The following is an 18355-nucleotide window of genomic DNA, read 5'->3' as shown; positions in this document are numbered from 1 at the left end:
GTGATGCAGACGGCTCAGTGAAGGGCGCTCGTCAGCTCCACCAGGACTTTTCGGGTTTGCTCGGGGTGCTTCTCGATCAGGTCGATGGCGCCGGGCATTTCATCGAAGCTGACGCGATGGCTGATCAGGTCCTGGACCTGCAATTTGCCGCTGGCGATCAGTTCGATCACCTGGGGGAACTTGCGGTTGTTGAGCCTGGAACCGACCAGGGTCAATTCCTTCTTGATCATTTCCAACTGCACCAGATCGCTGGGCGTGGCATTGAAGCCGAGCAATCCGATGCGCCCGGCCGGCGAGGCCAGGCGCACCATCTGCGGCATCAGCGCCGGAATGCAGGCAGCATCGACGATCAACGGCACACCCTCGCCCTGGGTGTGCTCACGCATCAGCGCTTCGACATCGACTTGCTGGCCGTTGAGGGTCCGACTGGCGCCCAGCGCACGCGCTGTCTCCAGGCGGTTGTCAATGACATCGGTCACGGTGATGTCGGTCATTCCCAGCGCCCGGGCCATTTGCACCAGGGTCAGGCCGATCACGCCGGCGCCGTAGATCAACACGCTGTCACCCGGCTGCGGCTGCATCCGATCGAGCACGTTCAGGGCAATGGAATAAGGCTCCACCAGGGCGCCGTGGCTGAGGGACATCAAATCGGGCAAGCGGTGAGCGTTCTCGGCCGGGACGCAGACCTGCTCGCTGAAGCCGCCGTCACGGTGCACGCCGATCACTTGCAGCCGCGTGCAGACGTTCGGCCGCCCAATGCGGCAGGGATAACAGGTGCCGCAACTGATCACCGGATCGATGCAAACCCGGTCGCCTGTCTGGAGGTGCTCGACACCTTCACCGACCTGCCGGATCACGCCGGAGAATTCATGGCCGGTGACCCTGGGGAAACGCACGAATGCGTTCTGCCCGTGAATGATGTGCATGTCCGAGCCACAGATGCCGGCATACGCCACATCGACCAGCACCTCGCCACGAGCGACCTCGGGGCGGTCGACCTGGGCCAGGCCGAACTCGAAGGGTGCTCTTACCTGGAACGCTTTCATCGGAAGACTCCTGGCGGGACATTCGTCCCGTTTCCTTGAATGGGTTGAAACCGTTTCACCAATGCCACAGCGTGCCGTCTTCAAGACGGTTGACCGGCAAGCTGGCGCGTTTGTAGGGGTATTGGCGGGCAAGCTCTTCATCGATATCGACGCCATGCCCTGGCGTTTCGCCCGGGGTGAAATGGCCGTCCTCGAAGCGATACGCATGAGGGAAGACCTCATCGATGCGGTCTTCGTGAGGCATGTGTTCCTGAATGCCGAAGTTCGGCACCCACGTATCGAAATGCAGGGCCGCGCCCATGCACACCGGTGACAGGTCGGTGGCCCCGTGAAAACCGGTACGCACCTGGAACAGCGCGGCGAAATCGGCAATTCGCCGCACGTGGGTAATGCCGCCGGCATGCACCAGCGTCGTGCGGATGTAGTCGATCAACTGTTCCTGGATCAGCTCGCGGCAGTCATGGATCGAGTTGAACACCTCGCCCACCGCCAGCGGCGTGGTGGTGTGCTGGCGGATCAGGCGGAAGCTCTGCTGGTTTTCCGCCGGCGTGCAGTCTTCCAGCCAGAACAGGTTGTACGGTTCCACGGCCTTGCCCAGGCGCCCGGCCTCGATGGGCGTCAGGCGATGATGCACGTCGTGGAGAATGTGCAGGTCATCGCCAAAACGCTCGCGCACGGCGGCGAACAGCTTGGGTACATAGTTGAGGTATTTGGCGGTGTCCCAGACGTGTTCCGCGGGGAGGTCGCTGTCGGCCGGCTCATAACGCTCGCCACTGCGTTTGGCGACCCCGTACGTCGTGGCAATGCCCGGGACTCCGCATTGCACCCGCACGGCCTTGTAGCCCAGCTCGACGTGACGGGCGACTTCGTCCAGGCAGCCTTCGATGTCCTTGCCGGTGGCGTGCCCGTAGACCATCACCCGCTCACGGCTCTTACCGCCGAGCAATTGGTACAGCGGCATGTTCGCGGCCTTGGCCTTGATGTCCCAGAGCGCCACGTCGACGGCGGCGATGGCCGTCATGGTCACCGGCCCCCGACGCCAGTAAGCGCCGCGATAGAGGTACTGCCAGATGTCCTCGATGCGATGGGCATCACGGCCGATCAACGCGGGAAGAACGTGCTCTTCCAGGTAGGCGACGACGGCCAGTTCGCGGCCATTGAGCGTTGCGTCGCCAATGCCGTAGATGCCTTCCTCGGTGACAATCTTCAACGTGACCAGGTTGCGCCCCGGGCAGGTAACGATGACACGCGCTTCAACGATTTTCATAAGTCAGACCTGTTCGACAAAAGGAAATGAGGACGTGCCCATGCTCGGCATGGCCGCCTGCGGAATCAGCGCGCCCCGGTACTGGACGACCTCGGCAGCCAGGCGATGGCCCCAGCGGGCGGCCTGCTGCGGATCACCACCGCGCAGATGGCAGGCCAGGTACGCAGCGTTGAACGAATCACCGGCAGCGGTGGTGTCGACGACCTGCGCGACGGCCTGCGCGGGCACTTCGAAACGCCCCGCGGGACACTGGATCAGGCAACTGGCCGCGCCACGCTTGAGGGCGACTTCGCGGACTCCCGCCTCGGCGTAGGCACTGAACAAGGCATCAGGGTCGTGGTAGCCGAACAGGCTCGCGTCGTCTTCCCAAGTCACCAGCGCCAGGTCGCTCAGGTGCAGCAGATCGCGATAGGCCTGCCGAGCCGTTTCAGGGTCGGGCCAAAGGTGGGGACGGTAGTTGTTGTCGAAGACAATGCGCGTGCCCGCCCGGCGAACCCGATGCAAGGCATGGATCAGGCGCTCGCGCCCCTCCGGCAGGAGGATCGCCAGGGTGATGCCGCTCAGGTAGACATAGTCGTAATCGGCCAGCGCAGCGAGCATGGCCTCGGCCTCGGCGCCTTCGAACATGCGCCGCGCCGCGGCTTCCCCGCGCCAGTAGAGGAACCGCCGCTCGCCGTGTGGATCGGTCTGGATGAAGTACAACCCCGGCAGCGCATCCTCGATCACCCGGACATGCTCATCGCCAATGCCTTCGTCCAGCCAGGACTGGCGCATGGCCGCGCTGAATGCGTCGTTGCCCACCGCGGTCATGTAGTCCACGGCGACGGCGCCACGTGGATTCAATCGGGCCAGGTAGACCGCGGTGTTAAGCGTATCGCCACCGAAGGTCTGCGTGATCTCGGCATCCGGCCCGCCGCGCACCTCGATCATGCACTCACCCACCAGCGCGACCTTCAGCGGTCGGGGGAAGCGGGTGTCCGGGCCATGGTTGAGTGTCAAATCCATCACTACGCGCCTTTCTTGTTTTTAAAACGGCGTTTCATTTTTATCTCAAGGCCCGAGTCTAGTCAGATTTCCGGCCTCGTCAAGCAAAAATGAAACAGCGTTTTGTTCTGCTTGCGTATATCCTTGGGTTTTACTTTCACGTTGGAGCCTTCATGGACAACAGCGTCATTCCCAACAACGATCTGGTGTCGGCGGTTGGCCGGACCATGGCCGTGCTCGAAGCCCTGGCCGAGCATCCGGAAGAAAGCGGCGTGTCGGAAATCGCCACCAAACTGGACATGTCCAAAGCCACGGTTTATCGCTTCCTGCAGTCACTCAAGGCTCGCGGGTATGTGGTGCAGGATGCCGAAGACCGTTATCGCCTCAGCGTCCGGCTGTTCGAACTGGGCGCCCAGGCCCTGCCCCATCTGGACATCGTTCGCGAAGCGGAGCCGGGGATGCGCCGGATCAACGAGCTGACCGGCGAGACCGTGCACCTGGGGATCCTTGACGAAGGCAGCATCGTCTACGTGCACAAGATCGACTCCAAGTACAACCTGCGCATGTATTCGCGCATCGGCCGGCGGGCGCCGTTGTACTGCACCGGGATCGGCAAGGTGCTGATGGCGTGGCTGGAAGAGGAAGAGCTGCTCGCGCACCTCGCGCAGGAAAGCTTCGAGCGTCGTACGGCCAATACCTTGACCAGTGTCGAGGCGTATCTGCAGGAGTTGGAGATTGTTCGCCAGCAGGGCTATGCCGAGGATCACGAAGAATTCGAAGACAACATGCGCTGCCTGGCGGCACCGATCCGCGACCGGTTCGGCCATGTGATCGGCGGGATGAGCGTTTCATTCCCGTGCTTTCGCTTCCGGGAAGAGTTGAAGCAGGACTACGTCAAGCAACTGATGCAGGCGACGCAGCAGATTTCGAGCCAGTTGGGTTGGCATGGGCGCTGATCGCCGTCGAACCCGTGGCGAGGGAGCTTGCTCCCGCTCGGCTGCGAAGCAGTCGTGAACCGGCAGGTGCGGTGTGCCTGATGCTCCCCATGCGGCAGGTTTTGGGGCCGCTTCGCGACCCAGCGGGAGCAAGCTCCCTCGCCACAGATCCACCGTTGTTCTTAAGTGAACCGCATACCTGTGGGAGCGAGCCTGCTCGCGAAGGCGTCGGCACATCCGATATCACTGCAAACTGATCCACCGCTTTCGCGAGCAGGCTCGCTCCCACAGGGATAGTGAGTGTTCAGCCTTGCATTCAGCTTGCTTCCACAGTCTTTAACGCCCAGCCATTATTTCGCGAACAACTGGCTCATGTCCTTGAACGCCTTGAACTCCAGCGCATTGCCGCATGGATCGAACAGGAACATCGTCGCCTGCTCGCCGACCTGGCCCTTGAAGCGCACGTAGGGTTCGATCACGAATTCGGTACCAAACGACTTCAATCGCTCGGCCAGTGCTTCCCATTCCGCCCAGCCCAACACGACGCCGAAGTGCGGCACCGGCACATCGTGCCCATCCACGGCATTGCTGTGCGCGTTTTCCTGGGAAGCGGTCTTCGGATGCTCGTGGATCACCAACTGGTGCCCATAGAAGTTGAAATCGACCCACTGCTCGCTTGAACGACCCTCCTCCAACCCAAAGACTTGTCCATAAAAAGTGCGGGCTGCCGCCAGGTCATACACCGGAATCGCAAGGTGGAAAGGTGAGAGGCTCATCTGGACTCCAAGGACGTTATCTATCGGGATACGCAACGGCGCGTGCAGCCCATCCTAGGCGCGCACGCACAACAAAAAAATCAATATAAATTTCTTAGAAACACAACTAATGTTGATCAATGATCAAAGAACTCAAGACCCTCATCGCCGTGGCGCGCGAAGGCACCTTTGCCGCCGCCGGGCACAGGATCGGCCTCACCCAGGCGGCGATCAGCGCGCAGATCCAGCGTCTGGAAGCCGAACTGGGCTTCGAGCTGTTCGACCGCAAGGGACGCTCGGCCCACCTCAACAAGCGGGGCCAGCAGATACTCCTGCAAGCCCAGGAGCTGATTCGCCTTTACGAGAATCTCGGCTCCACGACGCCCGGGCTTCCTCCCAGCGTACTCGTGAACATCGGCGCGATCGCCTCCGTCCAGCGCTCCTACCTGCCGGACGCCCTCGCCAGGTTCCACCAGCAATGTCCGCAATGTCGCACGCGTGTGGTGCCGGGCCTGTCGGTCGAGCTGATCAACCTGGTGGACGCCGGCGAAATCGATCTGGCGGTGATGATCCGCCCGCCGTTCTCGCTGCAAAGCGACCTGCGCTGGACGACCCTGGCGCTTGAGCCCTACCGGTTGATCGTCCCCCGTGGAATGCTTGGCGAGGACTGGTCGACGCTGCTGTCCAGCCAACCTTTCATCCGCTATGACCGGTCGTCCTTCGGTGGCAGGCAGGTCGACCGTTTCCTGCGGCAGATGCACTTCACCTTGCGCGAAGTGTGCGAGCTGGATGAACTGGACTCGATCATCAAACTGGTGGAAAAAGGCGTCGGTGTCGCCCTGGTGCCGCAGACATCGGCCCATCAGCCATGGCCGAAAGGTGTGCGGGCGCTCGACTTGGGCCAGCACACCTTTCACCGCGATATCGGCCTCATCCATCGATCGCGACAGAGCCTTGCCGACCCCGTCGCGACGTTAGCCGAACTGATTCAAGAGCAGGCCGGCGGTGGGGTTGGATAACGCCCTCTGCAGCGGCTACCAGACCGCGATATGCGAATCCGCCCGCGGTTCGGTCCCGCCACACAAGACGCCAGTGACCGGATCGCGCAGGATGATCTGGCCGCGCCCGTAATCGGTCAGGTCGCTGGCGACCTGAACCTCGTGGCCGCGGCGTGCCAGGGCATTGATCAGGTCCCGTGAAGCGCCCTGCTCGATGCCGACCTTCATCTCGCCCAGCCACTGCCAGCGCGGCGCATCCAGGGCCGCTTGCGGGTTCAGGCCGAAATCCACCAGGTTCATGACCATTTGCACATGTCCCTGGGGTTGCATGTAGCCGCCCATTACGCCGAAGGGGCCGAGGGGCTGGCCATCGCGGGTGAGGAATCCGGGAATGATGGTGTGGAAGGTCTTCTTGCCGGGGGCCAGGCAGTTCGCGTGAGTCGGATCGAGGCTGAACTCCTGGCCGCGATTCTGCAGGGCGATTCCGCTGTCGGGCAGCACCACGCCGGAGCCGAACCCGTGGTAGTTGCTCTGGATGAACGAGACCATATTGCCCTCGCCGTCTGCGGTCGCCAGGTACACCGTGCCGCTGGCGTGGGGATCGCCGGGCTTCGGCGGTTGGGCCTGCTCGCCGATCTGTCCGCGACGGCGGGCGCTGTAGTCATCACTGAGCAAATCGGCCACCGCCACGCGCATGTGCAGGGGGTCGGTGATGTGATGCAGGCCGTCGCTGTAGGCGAGCTTCATCGCCTCTAACTGGCGATGCCAGGTCTGTTGGCTGTCACGGTGATCGAAGTCGAAGCCTTCAAGTATTTTCAACGCCATCAAGGCCACCAGGCCCTGCCCGCTCGGCGGGATCTCCCAGACATCGACGCCACGGTAATTGACATGGATGGGGTCGACCCACTGGGCGCGATAATCCCTCAGGTCCGAGGCACGCAGGTAGCCGCCGCTGGCTCGGGAATGGGCATCCAGGCGCTCGGCCAATGCGCCGCGATAGAGGCTTTCGCAGCACGTGTCGGCCAATTCCTGGAGCGTGTGGGCCTGGGCCGGGTTGCGGAAAATCTCCCCGGCCCGTGGCGCGCGACCTTCGATGAGAAAGGTATCGAACCAGGCCTCCAGGACCGGATCGCGATGAGGCGTGAGCTCGCTCACCGCGACCTGCCATTGATGGGCAACCACCGGCGACACTACAAAACCGTCCCGCGCCAGGCTGATCGCCGGTTGCAGCAACTCGGCGAAAGGCAGCTTGCCGAAGCGCCGAGACAGCTCGGCCCAAGCCGACGGGCAACCGGGAACGGTGACGGGAGTCCAGCCATACACCGGCATCTGTTCATGGCCGGCCGCCCTGACCGCCTCGATGCTCAAGGCCGCCGGTGCATGGCCGTTGCCGTTGAGCCCATGCAACTGACCTTTGCACCAGACCAACGCGAAGGCGTCACCGCCGATACCGCAGCCGGTGGGCTCCACCACCGTCAGCGCCGCCGCCGTGGCGATGGCGGCGTCGATGGCGTTGCCACCTTTTTGCATGACCTCGATGCCGGCCTGGGCCGCCAGGGGCTGGGACGCGGCGACCATGCCGCGACGGGCAAAAACGCTCTGGCGCTGCGACGGATAGGGGTATTCGTGGGCAGAAAATTTCAACATGGCAAAGGCTCTTCAATACGGGGAATTCATGGCCGGGGAAAGGTCACAGCACGCGACTGAGAAAGGCCCGGGTGCGCGGGTGGATGGGGTGACAGAAAATCTGCTCCGGCGGCCCTTGCTCGATGAGCTCGCCCTGATCGAGCACCACCACGCGGTCCGCCACTTCGCGGGCAAAGCCCATCTCGTGGGTCACCACGACCATGGTCATGCCCTCCTCGGCCAACTCCTTCATCACCTGCAGGACCTCGCCAACGGTTTCCGGGTCGAGGGCGCTGGTCGGTTCGTCGAACAGCATGGCCTGGGGTTTCATCGCCAGCGCGCGGGCAATCGCCACCCGCTGCTGCTGGCCGCCGGAAAGCATCGACGGGTAGTGATCAGCCTTGTCCGCCAGGCCGACCCGCTCCAGCAAGCCGCGAGCCTGTTCCAGCGCAGCGGCGCGAGGCACGCCGAGCACCTGGATCGGCGCCTCGATGATGTTTTCCATCGCGGTCATGTGGGGGAACAGGTTGAAGCGCTGGAACACCATGCCAATGTCCCGCCGCTGTCGGGCGATGTTGCGCTCCGACTCACGCACCAGGCTGCCGTCGGCCCGCTCGCGGTAACCCATGGCCTGGCCATTGACGCGAATGCGTCCGCCCTGGATGTCTTCCAGCAGATTGATGCAACGGATGAAGGTGGTCTTGCCGGAGCCTGACGCGCCGATCAGCACCACCACTTCACCGCGCCGCACCTGCAGCGAGATGCCCTTGAGAATCTGCAACTCACCGAAGGACTTGTGCACGTCCAGCGCCTCGATGATCAGCTCTTCACTCTTGTGCGCCATGGTCAACGTGCCCTCAGCAGGTTCAAGGTGCTGCGACCAAACATCCGCAGCGACGCCGGCGGCGGTGACGACGGCCGGTCCGACTGGCCGAAACGGCCCTCCAGCCAGCGCTGGAAAAAGCCCCACAGGGTGGTCAGCAGCAGGAAATAGATCGCCACCACCAGGTACAACTCGAACACCCGGAACGTCGCCGACGTGACCATCTGGGTACTGAGCAGCAGTTCCTGCACGCCGATCACGCTGACCAGCGTGGTGTTCTTGAGCATCACGTTGAACTCGTTGCCCAGCGGCGGAACGATGACCCGGAACGCCTGGGGCAAGACAATGCGACGCATCAGCTTGGCGAAGGTCATGCCTAGGGAACGTCCGGCCTCGTATTGGCCCTTGTCCACCGCACCGATGCCGGCGCGAATGATCTCGGCCATGTAGGCGCCCTCGTTGAGGCCCAGGGCGATGATCGCCGCCTGGATATTGCCGGGCACCACCAGGCCGAACAGTTCGATGTCTTCGAAGCGGAAAATCCCGCCGGCAGCCAGCGCGGTGTAGAGAAAGACGATCTGCACCAGCAGCGGCGTACCGCGCATCAGCCACACGTAGAAGCGCACCGGCAGGTGCAGCAACGGGTTCTTCGACAACCGCAGCAGCGCGGCCGCCAGCCCCAGGACACAGCCGAGCAGCATCGCCAGCACGCTGATCAGGCAGGTCAGCCACAGCCCGGTGAGGTACACCTCACTGGGCTGCAACAGGTACTGCCAGAACACATCCCAATTGAAATTCATCGACGGTTCACCTCAATCAAGCGTGTCACTGGCGACATGCCATTTGCCGAGCAGTTGGCTGTAGCTGCCGTCGCTGCGCATGTCGCTGACGACTTGCTGCACGGCGGCGGTCAGTTGCGGATCGTCCTTGCGAATACCCAGGCCGGTGAGAATCCGGCTGAAGGCCGGCACGCCTTCCTCGAACAGGTCGGGGGCCATGGTGGCGTAGTAACTGGCGGTTTCCACGGTGGTGCCGTAGGCGTCGACCTGGCTGATGCGCAGGGCCTGGAAGGCATCGGTGTCGGAGTTGTAGACCACCAGCTTCATCGGCGGCTTGCCGGCCTTGGCCAGGGTTTCGTTCTCGGCGTCGAGCAGGGTCTTGATGGTCGAACCGTTGAGTACCGCGACCTTGTGGCCGGAGAGACTCTGCAGCGTCTTGAGACCCTTGGGGTTGCCCTTGGGCACCACCACCGCCTGGCTGGAATACATGTAGTTGACGATGTCGATCACCTCGCGGCGCTCAGGCTTGTCGAACAGCTGGTCGACGATCATGTCGCACTGCCGGGCCAGCAGCGCCGGGAGCAGTCCCGAGAAGGGAATGACCCGCCATTCGACCTTCTTGTCGCCCAGGCGCTTGGCGATTTCCAGCCCCAGGTCCACGGTCAGTCCCTTGGGTTTCTGCGCCGCATCGAAGGACACCAGCGGTGGCGAATCCATGCCCGAGCAGTAGACGAGTTTATCGGCCTTGAGCAGACGCTCCGGGACAACGGGCGCAGCCGCCGCCCATTGCGCGAAGAAACCCAAGGATAAAGCGGCGACCAACAGGCGAGGCTTATGCATGACCAGACACTCCAGTTCAGTAAATGACGGCAGTACTCAAAGTCAAAACACGGGGCAGGCTTAAAGCCTGCTCTCGTTATTTTTTCGATTGCAGAAACTCGATCAATTCAGGAACGGTGCCCTCGATGTGCGCACGCACCACCGCCTCGGCCTTTGCGGCATCGCCCGCACGCAGGGCATCGAGGATCAGCGTGTGCTCCTGGCGCGCACTCAGGGGCTTTTCCACGTGCTGCAGCCACAGGCGCATCGGCGCTTCGATCAGCGAATAAAGCGCGCTGATCTGCTTCAACAAGCGCGGCCGACCGCTGAGGCTGCATAGATATTCATGGAACGCGCGATGGCGGCTGACCCACTCGGCGCTCTCTTCGCGGTAATCGTCCATCTCGTCCAGCAGGCGTTCCAGGGCGGCCAGTTGACGCTCGCCGATTTTCGCCGTGGCAACGCGGACCGCCAGGCCTTCGAGGGCGCTGCGCATTTCAAAGACTTCGTGCAGTTCGTCAATGTCCAGGCCACTGACCACCGCGCCGCGATTGGGCCGCAGGGTCACCAGGCCCTGGGCATCCAGACGCCTGAAAGCCTCGCGCACCGGCATGCGGCTCATGCCGATCTCGTTGGCGATGTCCTCGGCGATCAGCCGGTCGCCTTTGCGCAGGCGCCCGCCGCAAATGGCCTCCAGCAAAAAATTGTAGGCTTCCTCCTCGGCAGTGATGGGCGGACGTTCAGCGTAGGTCGGGGCAAACTGCATGGCAGCACCTTCTGCATTTTTGTATCCAATTATCCATGGATTCACAAAAGCAGAATGCGTGCCAACCGCACCGCTGGCTGTGCAAGGGATTGATTTTGAGGAAGTTGTCGAGGAAAACGGCGGGCGCGCTACAGGCTGGGTCGCACCGGGTGTGCTACCAAACAGCTCAGCGGCGCCTTTTATGGGTGCAGGGGGGATGGTTTGGTAACACCGCAGCCCATCAAGCCGGTGCCCGGGGTGTGTCCGAAGGCGACTCACCAAACAGTGCCCGGTAATGGGTGGCGAAGTGGCTCAGGTGGAAAAAACCCATCGCCACGGCGATCTCGCTGACATTCAGCGCGGTCGCACGGGTGCTGATCAAACGGCGACGCACCGCATTGAGTCGCAGGTTGCGCAAGTACTCCACCGGACGCATCCCGGTGACCGCCTGGAAGCTGTTCTGCAAGGTCCTGCGGCTCACGCGCAATTGTTCGCACAGGTCCAGGATGCTCAATGGTGCTTCGGCGCTGGCCATGACCAATTCCTGGCAGCGCTTGACCAGGTAGGCATTGACGGCAACGTTGCCGCGACGCCCACGCACCTCGTCCGAGGCATGGCTGAACAGATCGAGGAAAGCATTGAGCAGGACGTCTTCGAGGATTTTTTCCACGGTGGGATTGGCGGCGCCCGCTTGTTCCAAAAGGTGACGAAACAGCGGTTGGATCTGCTGCTGGACCCTCGACAACACCGCTTCATCCACGCTGATTTGCGAAACGCTTTTCAGGCGTTTGAGCTGTTCGTCCGCCAGCTCATAAGCTGCCAGCTTGGCAAAACGCACCGTGTCGACATTGGCCGCGAAGAAATGCATGCCTTCCGGGGCGTGCAAGATGAAGTCTTCGCCGTCGCGCAACAGCACGACGCTGTGGGCGCCGACTTGGTGCCCTTGGACCACCGGCGCATTGCCCAGCGACAGGGCAATGCACAAGCGCCCTTTCGGCGCGCTACCGCGCTGCACCACGCGTTTGTCCAGCACCTCCTGGAATATCTGGAAGCGCTCGGCGCACACCTGCCGCAGCTCGCTGGAAAGGCAGCCACGGCCGAGTTGGTCATAGACCTGATGCCAGCCGAGGATCGAACCGGCGTGTTGTTGAGGATCATTGAAGGTACGAACTTCGGCGAACATGATCGTTGTTCCTCGGTGGCCCTGCGCTCATTGCCCGATGCTGATATGCAAGGAAATCGATAAACCCCGTGGCGAGGGAGCTTGCTCCCGCTTGACCGGGCTGGCGCTCCAGGGCGAAGCGCTCACAAAAAGGGGTCTGCTTCGCAGCCCAGCGGGAGCAAGCTCCCTCGCCACGGGCTCATCGCGTCCTTGAGAGAATTGTTCTTATCGGTGGAAAACCAAAGCCAGTTCCGTGCCAAGCATGTGCAAGCGATATTCGCCGGGCCTGATGTCCAACGGCGCCAACAACGACCCGGAAAGCACCACCTGCCCCGCCTCAACGCATTGCCCATCGGCCAGTAATCGCCTGACCAGCCAACACAAATTCGACACCGGCGTGTCCTCGCGCGCCAGCACGTTTCCTTCTCCGCATGCCACCCCGTCGCATTCCAGCCGGTAGTTCACGTGGGGCAATTGATCAGGACTGAACCCCACCCGTGGCCCCACGCAGTACAGCCCCGCGGCGGCATTGTCGGCCAGGAACGCGCCGACACCAAAGCGCCAGCCCTGCCAGCGGCAATCGGCGATCTCGAACGCTGGCGCGACCTCCGACACGGCGGCGAGGATGTCCTCGTCGCTGTGAAAACCAGGCTCCAGCGCGCGCCCGAGGACAAACGCCAATTCGATTTCCAGCTTCGGCTGGATCAGCCGTGCAAGCGCCACCGCACTGCCGGGCTCCACGGCCATGGCATCGGTCAAGCCGCCCAATACCGGCTCATCGAGCCCGAAGCGTTCCTGCGCCGCACGGCCAGCGAAAGCGACTTTCCACCCGCTCAACTGCTCACCGGCGGCCTGGCGTCGGCGCAACGCCTCGCGCTGCAAGGCGTAGCCCTTCGGTAGATCGAAAGCCTGTGATTCCAATGAAGGCAAGGCATGTACCGCCTGCGCGGCATCGTGAAGCCGGACCAACACATCATCTTCACGCCTCATGACAGTTGCTCCGCCAGTTTGCGCAACACGCCTTCGAGCCGCTCGGGCGTGGTGATCGCCGCGACAAACCGATCCGGCCGCACCACCACGATGCAATCGCGCACCCTGGCAAACCATTCGCCCAGACGGTTATCAACGTCTTCAATGCATATGGCGCCTTCGGCCGCCAAGGGCTGATTGCGCCCCACGCCACTGCGCGAACGATTGATCTGGATGAAGCGCGTCTCCCAGCGCGCCCACCAGGCCGCGGTTTCTTCGCCCAGGTGCGCGGCCGGATTGACCCGATAACCGAGCACCGCGTAGGAATGCCCCAGCACCTCATCCAGCTGTCGACGCTGCCCTTGGGCATCTTCGATTGAAGGCTGGATGAACAATTGCCCGACCAGATCATCCTCGTGCAGCTCCGCGCGCTCGTGGTAGACCAGGCCTTTGGTGATGGTCGCCTTGGGTTTGAACTTGAACTCCAGCAAGTGCGAGCGAAGGTTGTCGACGCTGTTCACCGCCTGGAACAACCAGTCCCGCACGCCGGCCATCAGTGGATTGGTCAGGCCGAGGACCGCGCCCATGTTATCGGCCAGCGCGATGAGGTCCGTCGCGTGACCGCGGCGCTCCTGGTCGTAACTGGCGAGTATCGCCGGTGATGCCCGGCCCTGGAGGATCGCCGCCAGTTTCCAGGCCACGTTGACCACGTCACGCAGGCCCGAGTTGAGTCCCTGCCCGGCCCAGGGCGGAGAAATGTGCGCCGCATCGCCCACCAACGCCACGCGGCCGGCGACAAACCGCGCCGCCACCCGCGAGTTGTGGGTGTAGGCGCGGATCCGGATGATCTCCAACTGATCGACCGCATCGCCGATATGACCACGGATCAACTGTCGGATCGTTGTTTCTTCGCACATGCGGGCCTCGTCCTCGTCTTCCAGCAGCATGAACTCCCAACGTCGTTGCTGGTACGGCAAATAGATGCACACGAAGGGCCGCTGGGGATCGGCATGCAGAGCTGTGTACGGCGCATCCAGGGTGTCGTTGGCCGTGTCGACCACCACCCATTTGCGCGGATGGGTCAGCCCCAGCAGCTCGATACCGAGTTTCTTGCGCACGCTGGAGCGGCCGCCGTCGGCACCGATCACGTACTGTGCGCTCAACTGATACAGCTCACCCTGGGCGTCGCGCACCTGCAAGGTCACGCCCGCTTCATCCTGCTCCAGGTCGAGCATTTCATGGCCTTGACGCAGCTCGACGCCCGCGTGCTTGCCCAACTGCTCACGCAAGGTGCCTTCAAGCAATTGCTGCATGAAGATGTTGCGCATCGGCCAGCCATAGTGGGCCGTGCTCGGCTTGACCTCTGCAAAGCACACACCGCGTGCGTTGTAGTAACGCAGGGGCACGTTGCAGATCATGTCCCGCGCCGCCAGTTCCGCAATGCCGATGCCTTGCAGCACGCGCAGCGCCTCATCGTCCATGCCCACCGCCCGGGGATACGGCAGGATGCCCTCGGCCAATTCGAGGACGATGCAGTCGATGCCGTACAGCCCCATGTAATGCGCCGCCGTGATCCCGTTCGGGCCGCCGCCCACGATGACAACCTGGGTTTTGTCCTGCTTCATCGCTATCCACCGCTTTATTGTTGTAGTTGCAAGAGTTGATCACGCAGGTAATCCGCGACGACCCGGTTGAACACGTCGCCCTGATCGTCATGGACATAATGGCTGGCGTCGGCGATTTCCGCTGTCTGCACCCGCGGATTGGCCTCGCGCATCGCCTCCAGGGTTGCCAACGGAAGAAAATCCGAACGTGCGCCGCGGATGAACAGCGTCGGGCAGTCCAGCGCCCGCACCGCGGGCCACAGATCAGTCGGGGTGATGCTCAGGCGCGCCTCGGCAATGCCCTTCTGATCATGGCGCCATTCGATGCCCGTCGGCGTCTGCTTCATGGAAAAGCGCAATCGGGACGCCAGCGCATCGGCCGACAGACCCGGTCGCGACTGCCGCCAGAATTGCGCGGCGCTGTCCCAGTCGGGAAACACCAGCGGCGTCTGGCTCATCTCGCGGCGGATACGTTCGGCGCCCTCGCCACGGGTCGACGAACCGGGGCCGATGTCCTCGATTACCAGCGCGTGCAGTCGCCCGGGATTGAGCCGGGCGTATTCCAGCGCATTGGTGCCGCCGAGGGAATGGCCCACCAGGACAAAACGCTCCAGGCCCAGATGAGCCACCCAATCTTCCAGGTCGCTCACATAACTCTCGGTGCGATAGCTGGACGCCTCGGCCCAGTCACTCTCGCCACGGCCGCGCTGATCCAGCGCATGGCAGGCATACTGCTCGCCCAGCGCAGCGGCCAGCGGCGCCCAGGTCTGGGCGTAGGAGCGCAGCCCATGGAGCAGCAGCAGCGGAATTGCTGACGGGTTGCCCCAGCGCACATAACGCAGGCGCATCCCCGTCCGATTGGTGAAGAACTGGCTGTTAGCCGACATACGTTTGCTCCCGCGATCAGCGCGCTTCAGTACAGGCCGTCGTTGCCCTTGACGTCCGCTGCCCGGAGGCCGCCCAGACGCGCATGCAGGCGTCCGCGCGTGGCGAAGGCCCAGATGATGATCAACTCGTCCGCGGAAGGACCGTCACCGAACGAAAGCGAAATGCTGTCGTAGTGCGAACGCACATACAGCGCATCCTTGTGGGCCAGCGGCACATCAATGGTCGTACCCGGCCCACCGCGCTTGCCGGTGGAAGGCACCCAGGATTTGCCGCCGCCCAACGCCACACGAATCGGGTCCGCCGCCGGGTTGGTCAGTAGCGCATTGCCGTGTTCGTACTCACCTTGGCTGCCCACCAGGCAAGCCTTGCCGTAGCTGATGATGTGCCGCTCGCCCGCCAGTGCCTGGATGCGCCGGCCGAATTCCTCGCCCAACAACGGTGACGGTTCGATCAGCTCGGCCAGGCTCTCGCTGAAGCGTCCGGCATAAGGATTGGCGATCACCGCGCCGATGGCATATTTGAACAACGGCTCGCCATCGGCGAGCTGGCCGGTTTCGTTGGCCAGGGTTTCCTCGACGAAGCTGTACCATTTGCGGATGTGGTAGCTGGAGAAATTCGCGGTTTTCATAACGGAAGCCTCTTTCAAAGTGGGTCGAGATCGAAGTGCCGGCTGGGCGCGCCAGCGGCCTTGAAGCGGGCCTTGCCGCGCTCGTCGTCGTGTTCGGACTCGAGGAAAAATTCCATGCGATTGCCATCGGGGTCGTTGAAATACACGCCGTTGCCGATCTCGTGATCGGTGATTTTCACCACCTCGACGCCCTTGTTCAGCAACATGCCGTAGAGCTGGCGCAGGGTGGTCATGTCACCCGCGATCTCCAATCCGTAGTGCTGCAATCCCAGGCCGCCCTGATGGGCCCCCGGTGCTGCGCGGATCAAGGCGATGTCGTGGTGCTTGGCACCGAAGGCCATCATGATCCAGCTTTCACCGCGGGCACTTTCATGCATGCCCAACACGTCGGCGTACCAGCGCGCCGACACTTCAGGGTCACTCACGAACAGCGACAGATGAGTACGAACGACCTCGACTTTCATCGCGCGATACCTCAGTTTTTCTTGACGATGGATTGATGCCCGGACTTGATCTGCGCCACGGCGGGCGTCCAGAGCACATCAGCGATTTCGCTGAATTCACGCCACTGCTTCTGCCAGCCATCACCGCCGTTCTCGGAGGTGAACAGGTGTCCGTACTTGGTGCCGGCGACGATCTGGCGAGGATCAGCCGGGTTGAAGGCAATCGCCCAGACACACGAGTTGGGTTGTTGCGACAGCGGCAACACTTCCCAGCTCAAGGCCGCGTCCCGGGAAACCAGCACCTTGCTTGTGGTGCCTGGCGTGCCGTCGGAGATGCTCAGGTACAGGGTATCTTCGCTGCCCAGCGGCGCGTTCATGGCGCGCACGTAATACAGGCCGAAGGTTTCCCGGGCGACGATGCCGGTCCAGGTCTGCCCCTCGTCGAGGCTGCGGTAGACGGCATTGACACAGACCACCACGATGACTTTTTGCCCATGGTTGGGCAGGACCAGGATGTTGTGCACATCCGAGTTGTAGTCCCACAACAAGCGGTCATCGACGCGGGTCCAGCTGTCGCCGCCATCGCGGCTATGGAACAGCCCGCCCTCTTCCAGGCCGAACCAGAGCTGGTTGCGATCCGTCGGGTCGTAGGCGAAGGCCAGCAAGCGTGGACGACTGACGCCGTCGCAGAACTCCGGGATTTCCACCGGGGCACGATCCCAGCTCTGGCCACCGTCGAGGGTGCGCCACAGCACCGCTCGGGAAGGCGCGCCGGTGCCGACGAAAATGCGTTGTGCGTCCTGCGGATCCACCGCGACCTTCCAGACGGTCTGGCCATTGAACGGCGAATCCACCCGCTGCCAATAACCACCGGCATCCCGGCTGATGCACAGGCCGACGTCGGTGCCGGCGTAGATCACTTCGGGAGTGCCTGGGTGGAAACTCAGGGACCGGGTGATTGCATCGAATTCCAGGTCCTGGCCCAGGCCCAGGCGATGCCAGGTGCGGCCATCGTCGGCGCTGCGGATGACCGCCTGCCCTACGGTGGCGACTAAAAGCGTTCCGTTACTCATCACTGCTGCTCCTCAAATGAAGATGCCACGGGTCAGGCCGCCATCGATGCCGATTGATTCGCCGGTCACCGCGCCGGCCTTGGGGGACGCGAGGAAACCGATCAGCCAGCCCATTTCAATCGGCGCCAGGGTGCGCCGGATCGGCGTCGCGTCGATGTAGCCCTGCTCCACCTGCTCGGGCGTCTTGCCCTGCTTGACCCCTTCGCGCTCGTACAGCTCCTGGATGTGCGGGGTGTCGACCACGCCGGGGTGAATCAGGTTGACCGTGATGCCGGATGGGCCCAACTGATCGGAAAGGGTCTTGGTCATGTGGGCGATGGCCAGGTTGCGCATGCCCGAGAGCACCTTGCTGCCGCGCCCGGTCAGGCCACCGATGTTGATGATGCGACCGAAGCCGCCGGCCTTCATGTGCGGGGTCACGGCCTTGGCGCAACGGAAATAGCCGATCACCTTGGTGTTCAGGTCCGAGAGCAATTCGTCGTCGCCGGCATGCTCGATGTCGTTGCGCACCACGCCGGACGGGGCCGCGGCGCCGTTGACCAGGATGTCGATCCGGCCGAAGTGCTTGTGGGCGGCCTGGACCATGTCGGACACGGCCGACATCTGGTTGGTGTCACAGAACAGCGGCAGCACGTGGTTGCCGGTTTCGGCGGTGATCTCCTCGGCGGCTTGCTGGAGATACTCCATGCGCCGCGCGCAGATCACCACCTTGCAGCCCTCCTGGGACAGAAAACGCGCGACTTCCTTGCCGATACCCATCCCACCGCCGGTGACGATTGCCACGCGGCCTTGCAATTCCAGATCCATAGCA

The 18355-nt window shown here is 62.9% G+C and carries 19 protein-coding genes; 2 read left to right on the top strand and 17 right to left on the bottom strand.

Annotation, left to right across the window (positions count from 1 at the left end; translation table 11 throughout):
* Positions 1–14: 14 nt before the first annotated feature.
* The 3 genes from J3P97_RS11810 to J3P97_RS11800 are packed head-to-tail and all read right to left on the bottom strand — an operon-like array spanning position 15 to position 3318.
* Positions 15–1046 carry a Zn-dependent oxidoreductase gene (locus J3P97_RS11810; protein ID WP_434674231.1) on the bottom strand — a complete coding sequence of 344 codons (1032 nt, stop codon included), beginning with the start codon at positions 1044–1046 and terminating at the stop codon, positions 15–17.
* Positions 1047–1101: 55 nt separating this feature from the next.
* Positions 1102–2313: a D-mannonate dehydratase ManD gene (manD, locus tag J3P97_RS11805; protein ID WP_434604579.1), complete on the bottom strand. Its 1212-nt coding sequence runs from the start codon at positions 2311–2313 to the stop codon at positions 1102–1104.
* Positions 2314–2316: 3 nt separating this feature from the next.
* A complete protein-coding gene (locus J3P97_RS11800) occupies positions 2317–3318 on the bottom strand; it encodes a sugar kinase (protein WP_434674230.1) in 1002 nt (333 codons plus the stop codon).
* Positions 3319–3470: 152 nt separating this feature from the next.
* Here J3P97_RS11800 and kdgR point away from each other — a divergent pair, with 152 nt between their 5' ends.
* The gene (kdgR, locus tag J3P97_RS11795) at positions 3471–4253 is read left to right on the top strand and encodes a DNA-binding transcriptional regulator KdgR (RefSeq protein WP_434604575.1); all 783 of its coding nucleotides are present in this window, start codon (positions 3471–3473) and stop codon (positions 4251–4253) included.
* A 329-nt stretch (positions 4254–4582) separates the two neighbouring features.
* Here kdgR and J3P97_RS11790 read toward each other — a convergent pair whose 3' ends face one another.
* The gene (locus J3P97_RS11790; RefSeq protein WP_434674229.1) at positions 4583–5008 is read right to left on the bottom strand and encodes a VOC family protein; all 426 of its coding nucleotides are present in this window, start codon (positions 5006–5008) and stop codon (positions 4583–4585) included.
* A gap of 119 nt (positions 5009–5127) precedes the next feature.
* Between J3P97_RS11790 and J3P97_RS11785 the strand changes: the two genes are divergently transcribed.
* A complete protein-coding gene (locus tag J3P97_RS11785; protein ID WP_434674228.1) occupies positions 5128–6006 on the top strand; it encodes a LysR substrate-binding domain-containing protein in 879 nt (292 codons plus the stop codon).
* Between the two features lie 15 nt (positions 6007–6021).
* Here the strand turns inward: J3P97_RS11785 and J3P97_RS11780 are convergent, their stop codons facing one another.
* The 13 genes from J3P97_RS11780 to J3P97_RS11720 all read right to left on the bottom strand — a co-directional run bounded on the left by J3P97_RS11780 (position 6022) and on the right by J3P97_RS11720 (position 18351).
* A complete protein-coding gene (locus J3P97_RS11780) occupies positions 6022–7632 on the bottom strand; it encodes a gamma-glutamyltransferase family protein (RefSeq protein WP_434674227.1) in 1611 nt (536 codons plus the stop codon).
* Between the two features lie 43 nt (positions 7633–7675).
* Positions 7676–8455, bottom strand: a complete 780-nt coding sequence (locus J3P97_RS11775) for an amino acid ABC transporter ATP-binding protein (protein WP_434674226.1) — start codon at positions 8453–8455, stop codon at positions 7676–7678.
* A 2-nt stretch (positions 8456–8457) separates the two neighbouring features.
* Positions 8458–9234 carry an amino acid ABC transporter permease gene (locus J3P97_RS11770; RefSeq protein ID WP_434674225.1) on the bottom strand — a complete coding sequence of 259 codons (777 nt, stop codon included), beginning with the start codon at positions 9232–9234 and terminating at the stop codon, positions 8458–8460.
* Between the two features lie 12 nt (positions 9235–9246).
* A complete protein-coding gene (locus tag J3P97_RS11765; protein ID WP_434674224.1) occupies positions 9247–10053 on the bottom strand; it encodes an ABC transporter substrate-binding protein in 807 nt (268 codons plus the stop codon).
* Between the two features lie 76 nt (positions 10054–10129).
* Entirely contained in the window at positions 10130–10798 is a 669-nt protein-coding gene (locus J3P97_RS11760; RefSeq protein ID WP_434604566.1) for a GntR family transcriptional regulator, read from the bottom strand.
* A gap of 220 nt (positions 10799–11018) precedes the next feature.
* A complete protein-coding gene (locus J3P97_RS11755; protein WP_434674223.1) occupies positions 11019–11960 on the bottom strand; it encodes a helix-turn-helix domain-containing protein in 942 nt (313 codons plus the stop codon).
* Positions 11961–12164: 204 nt separating this feature from the next.
* Positions 12165–12929, bottom strand: a complete 765-nt coding sequence (locus tag J3P97_RS11750; protein ID WP_434674222.1) for a 2-keto-4-pentenoate hydratase — start codon at positions 12927–12929, stop codon at positions 12165–12167.
* On the bottom strand, positions 12926–14533 hold the full coding sequence (locus J3P97_RS11745) for a bifunctional 3-(3-hydroxy-phenyl)propionate/3-hydroxycinnamic acid hydroxylase (RefSeq protein WP_434674221.1): 1608 nt from the start codon (positions 14531–14533) through the stop codon (positions 12926–12928). Before J3P97_RS11745 ends, J3P97_RS11750 begins: the two co-directional genes overlap by 4 nt.
* A 14-nt stretch (positions 14534–14547) precedes the next feature.
* The gene (locus J3P97_RS11740; protein WP_434674220.1) at positions 14548–15399 is read right to left on the bottom strand and encodes an alpha/beta fold hydrolase; all 852 of its coding nucleotides are present in this window, start codon (positions 15397–15399) and stop codon (positions 14548–14550) included.
* 26 nt (positions 15400–15425) lie between these two features.
* Positions 15426–16028 carry an amino acid synthesis family protein gene (locus tag J3P97_RS11735; RefSeq protein ID WP_434674219.1) on the bottom strand — a complete coding sequence of 201 codons (603 nt, stop codon included), beginning with the start codon at positions 16026–16028 and terminating at the stop codon, positions 15426–15428.
* Positions 16029–16042: 14 nt separating this feature from the next.
* Positions 16043–16492, bottom strand: coding sequence for a VOC family protein (locus J3P97_RS11730; RefSeq protein ID WP_305495050.1), 450 nt, complete (start codon positions 16490–16492; stop codon positions 16043–16045).
* An 11-nt stretch (positions 16493–16503) separates the two neighbouring features.
* A complete protein-coding gene (locus tag J3P97_RS11725) occupies positions 16504–17544 on the bottom strand; it encodes a VPS10 domain-containing protein (protein ID WP_434624136.1) in 1041 nt (346 codons plus the stop codon).
* Between the two features lie 12 nt (positions 17545–17556).
* Entirely contained in the window at positions 17557–18351 is a 795-nt protein-coding gene (locus tag J3P97_RS11720; RefSeq protein WP_434674218.1) for an SDR family NAD(P)-dependent oxidoreductase, read from the bottom strand.
* Positions 18352–18355 lie beyond the last annotated feature (4 nt).

It is taken from the genome of Pseudomonas sp. R1-15 (genome assembly GCF_051132085.1).
Lineage (GTDB): Bacteria > Pseudomonadota > Gammaproteobacteria > Pseudomonadales > Pseudomonadaceae > Aquipseudomonas.
This window is presented reverse-complemented; position numbering and strand designations above follow the sequence as displayed.

Coding starts and splice junctions, on each gene's coding strand:
- J3P97_RS11810 (WP_434674231.1), bottom strand. CDS start 1,046: ATGAAAGCGTTCCAGGTAAGAGCACCCTTCGAGTTCGGCCTGGCCCAG.
- manD (WP_434604579.1), bottom strand. CDS start 2,313: ATGAAAATCGTTGAAGCGCGTGTCATCGTTACCTGCCCGGGGCGCAAC.
- J3P97_RS11800 (WP_434674230.1), bottom strand. CDS start 3,318: ATGGATTTGACACTCAACCATGGCCCGGACACCCGCTTCCCCCGACCG.
- kdgR (WP_434604575.1), top strand. CDS start 3,471: ATGGACAACAGCGTCATTCCCAACAACGATCTGGTGTCGGCGGTTGGC.
- J3P97_RS11790 (WP_434674229.1), bottom strand. CDS start 5,008: ATGAGCCTCTCACCTTTCCACCTTGCGATTCCGGTGTATGACCTGGCG.
- J3P97_RS11785 (WP_434674228.1), top strand. CDS start 5,128: ATGATCAAAGAACTCAAGACCCTCATCGCCGTGGCGCGCGAAGGCACC.
- J3P97_RS11780 (WP_434674227.1), bottom strand. CDS start 7,632: ATGTTGAAATTTTCTGCCCACGAATACCCCTATCCGTCGCAGCGCCAG.
- J3P97_RS11775 (WP_434674226.1), bottom strand. CDS start 8,455: ATGGCGCACAAGAGTGAAGAGCTGATCATCGAGGCGCTGGACGTGCAC.
- J3P97_RS11770 (WP_434674225.1), bottom strand. CDS start 9,234: ATGAATTTCAATTGGGATGTGTTCTGGCAGTACCTGTTGCAGCCCAGT.
- J3P97_RS11765 (WP_434674224.1), bottom strand. CDS start 10,053: ATGCATAAGCCTCGCCTGTTGGTCGCCGCTTTATCCTTGGGTTTCTTC.
- J3P97_RS11760 (WP_434604566.1), bottom strand. CDS start 10,798: ATGCAGTTTGCCCCGACCTACGCTGAACGTCCGCCCATCACTGCCGAG.
- J3P97_RS11755 (WP_434674223.1), bottom strand. CDS start 11,960: ATGTTCGCCGAAGTTCGTACCTTCAATGATCCTCAACAACACGCCGGT.
- J3P97_RS11750 (WP_434674222.1), bottom strand. CDS start 12,929: ATGAGGCGTGAAGATGATGTGTTGGTCCGGCTTCACGATGCCGCGCAG.
- J3P97_RS11745 (WP_434674221.1), bottom strand. CDS start 14,533: ATGAAGCAGGACAAAACCCAGGTTGTCATCGTGGGCGGCGGCCCGAAC.
- J3P97_RS11740 (WP_434674220.1), bottom strand. CDS start 15,399: ATGTCGGCTAACAGCCAGTTCTTCACCAATCGGACGGGGATGCGCCTG.
- J3P97_RS11735 (WP_434674219.1), bottom strand. CDS start 16,028: ATGAAAACCGCGAATTTCTCCAGCTACCACATCCGCAAATGGTACAGC.
- J3P97_RS11730 (WP_305495050.1), bottom strand. CDS start 16,492: ATGAAAGTCGAGGTCGTTCGTACTCATCTGTCGCTGTTCGTGAGTGAC.
- J3P97_RS11725 (WP_434624136.1), bottom strand. CDS start 17,544: ATGAGTAACGGAACGCTTTTAGTCGCCACCGTAGGGCAGGCGGTCATC.
- J3P97_RS11720 (WP_434674218.1), bottom strand. CDS start 18,351: ATGGATCTGGAATTGCAAGGCCGCGTGGCAATCGTCACCGGCGGTGGG.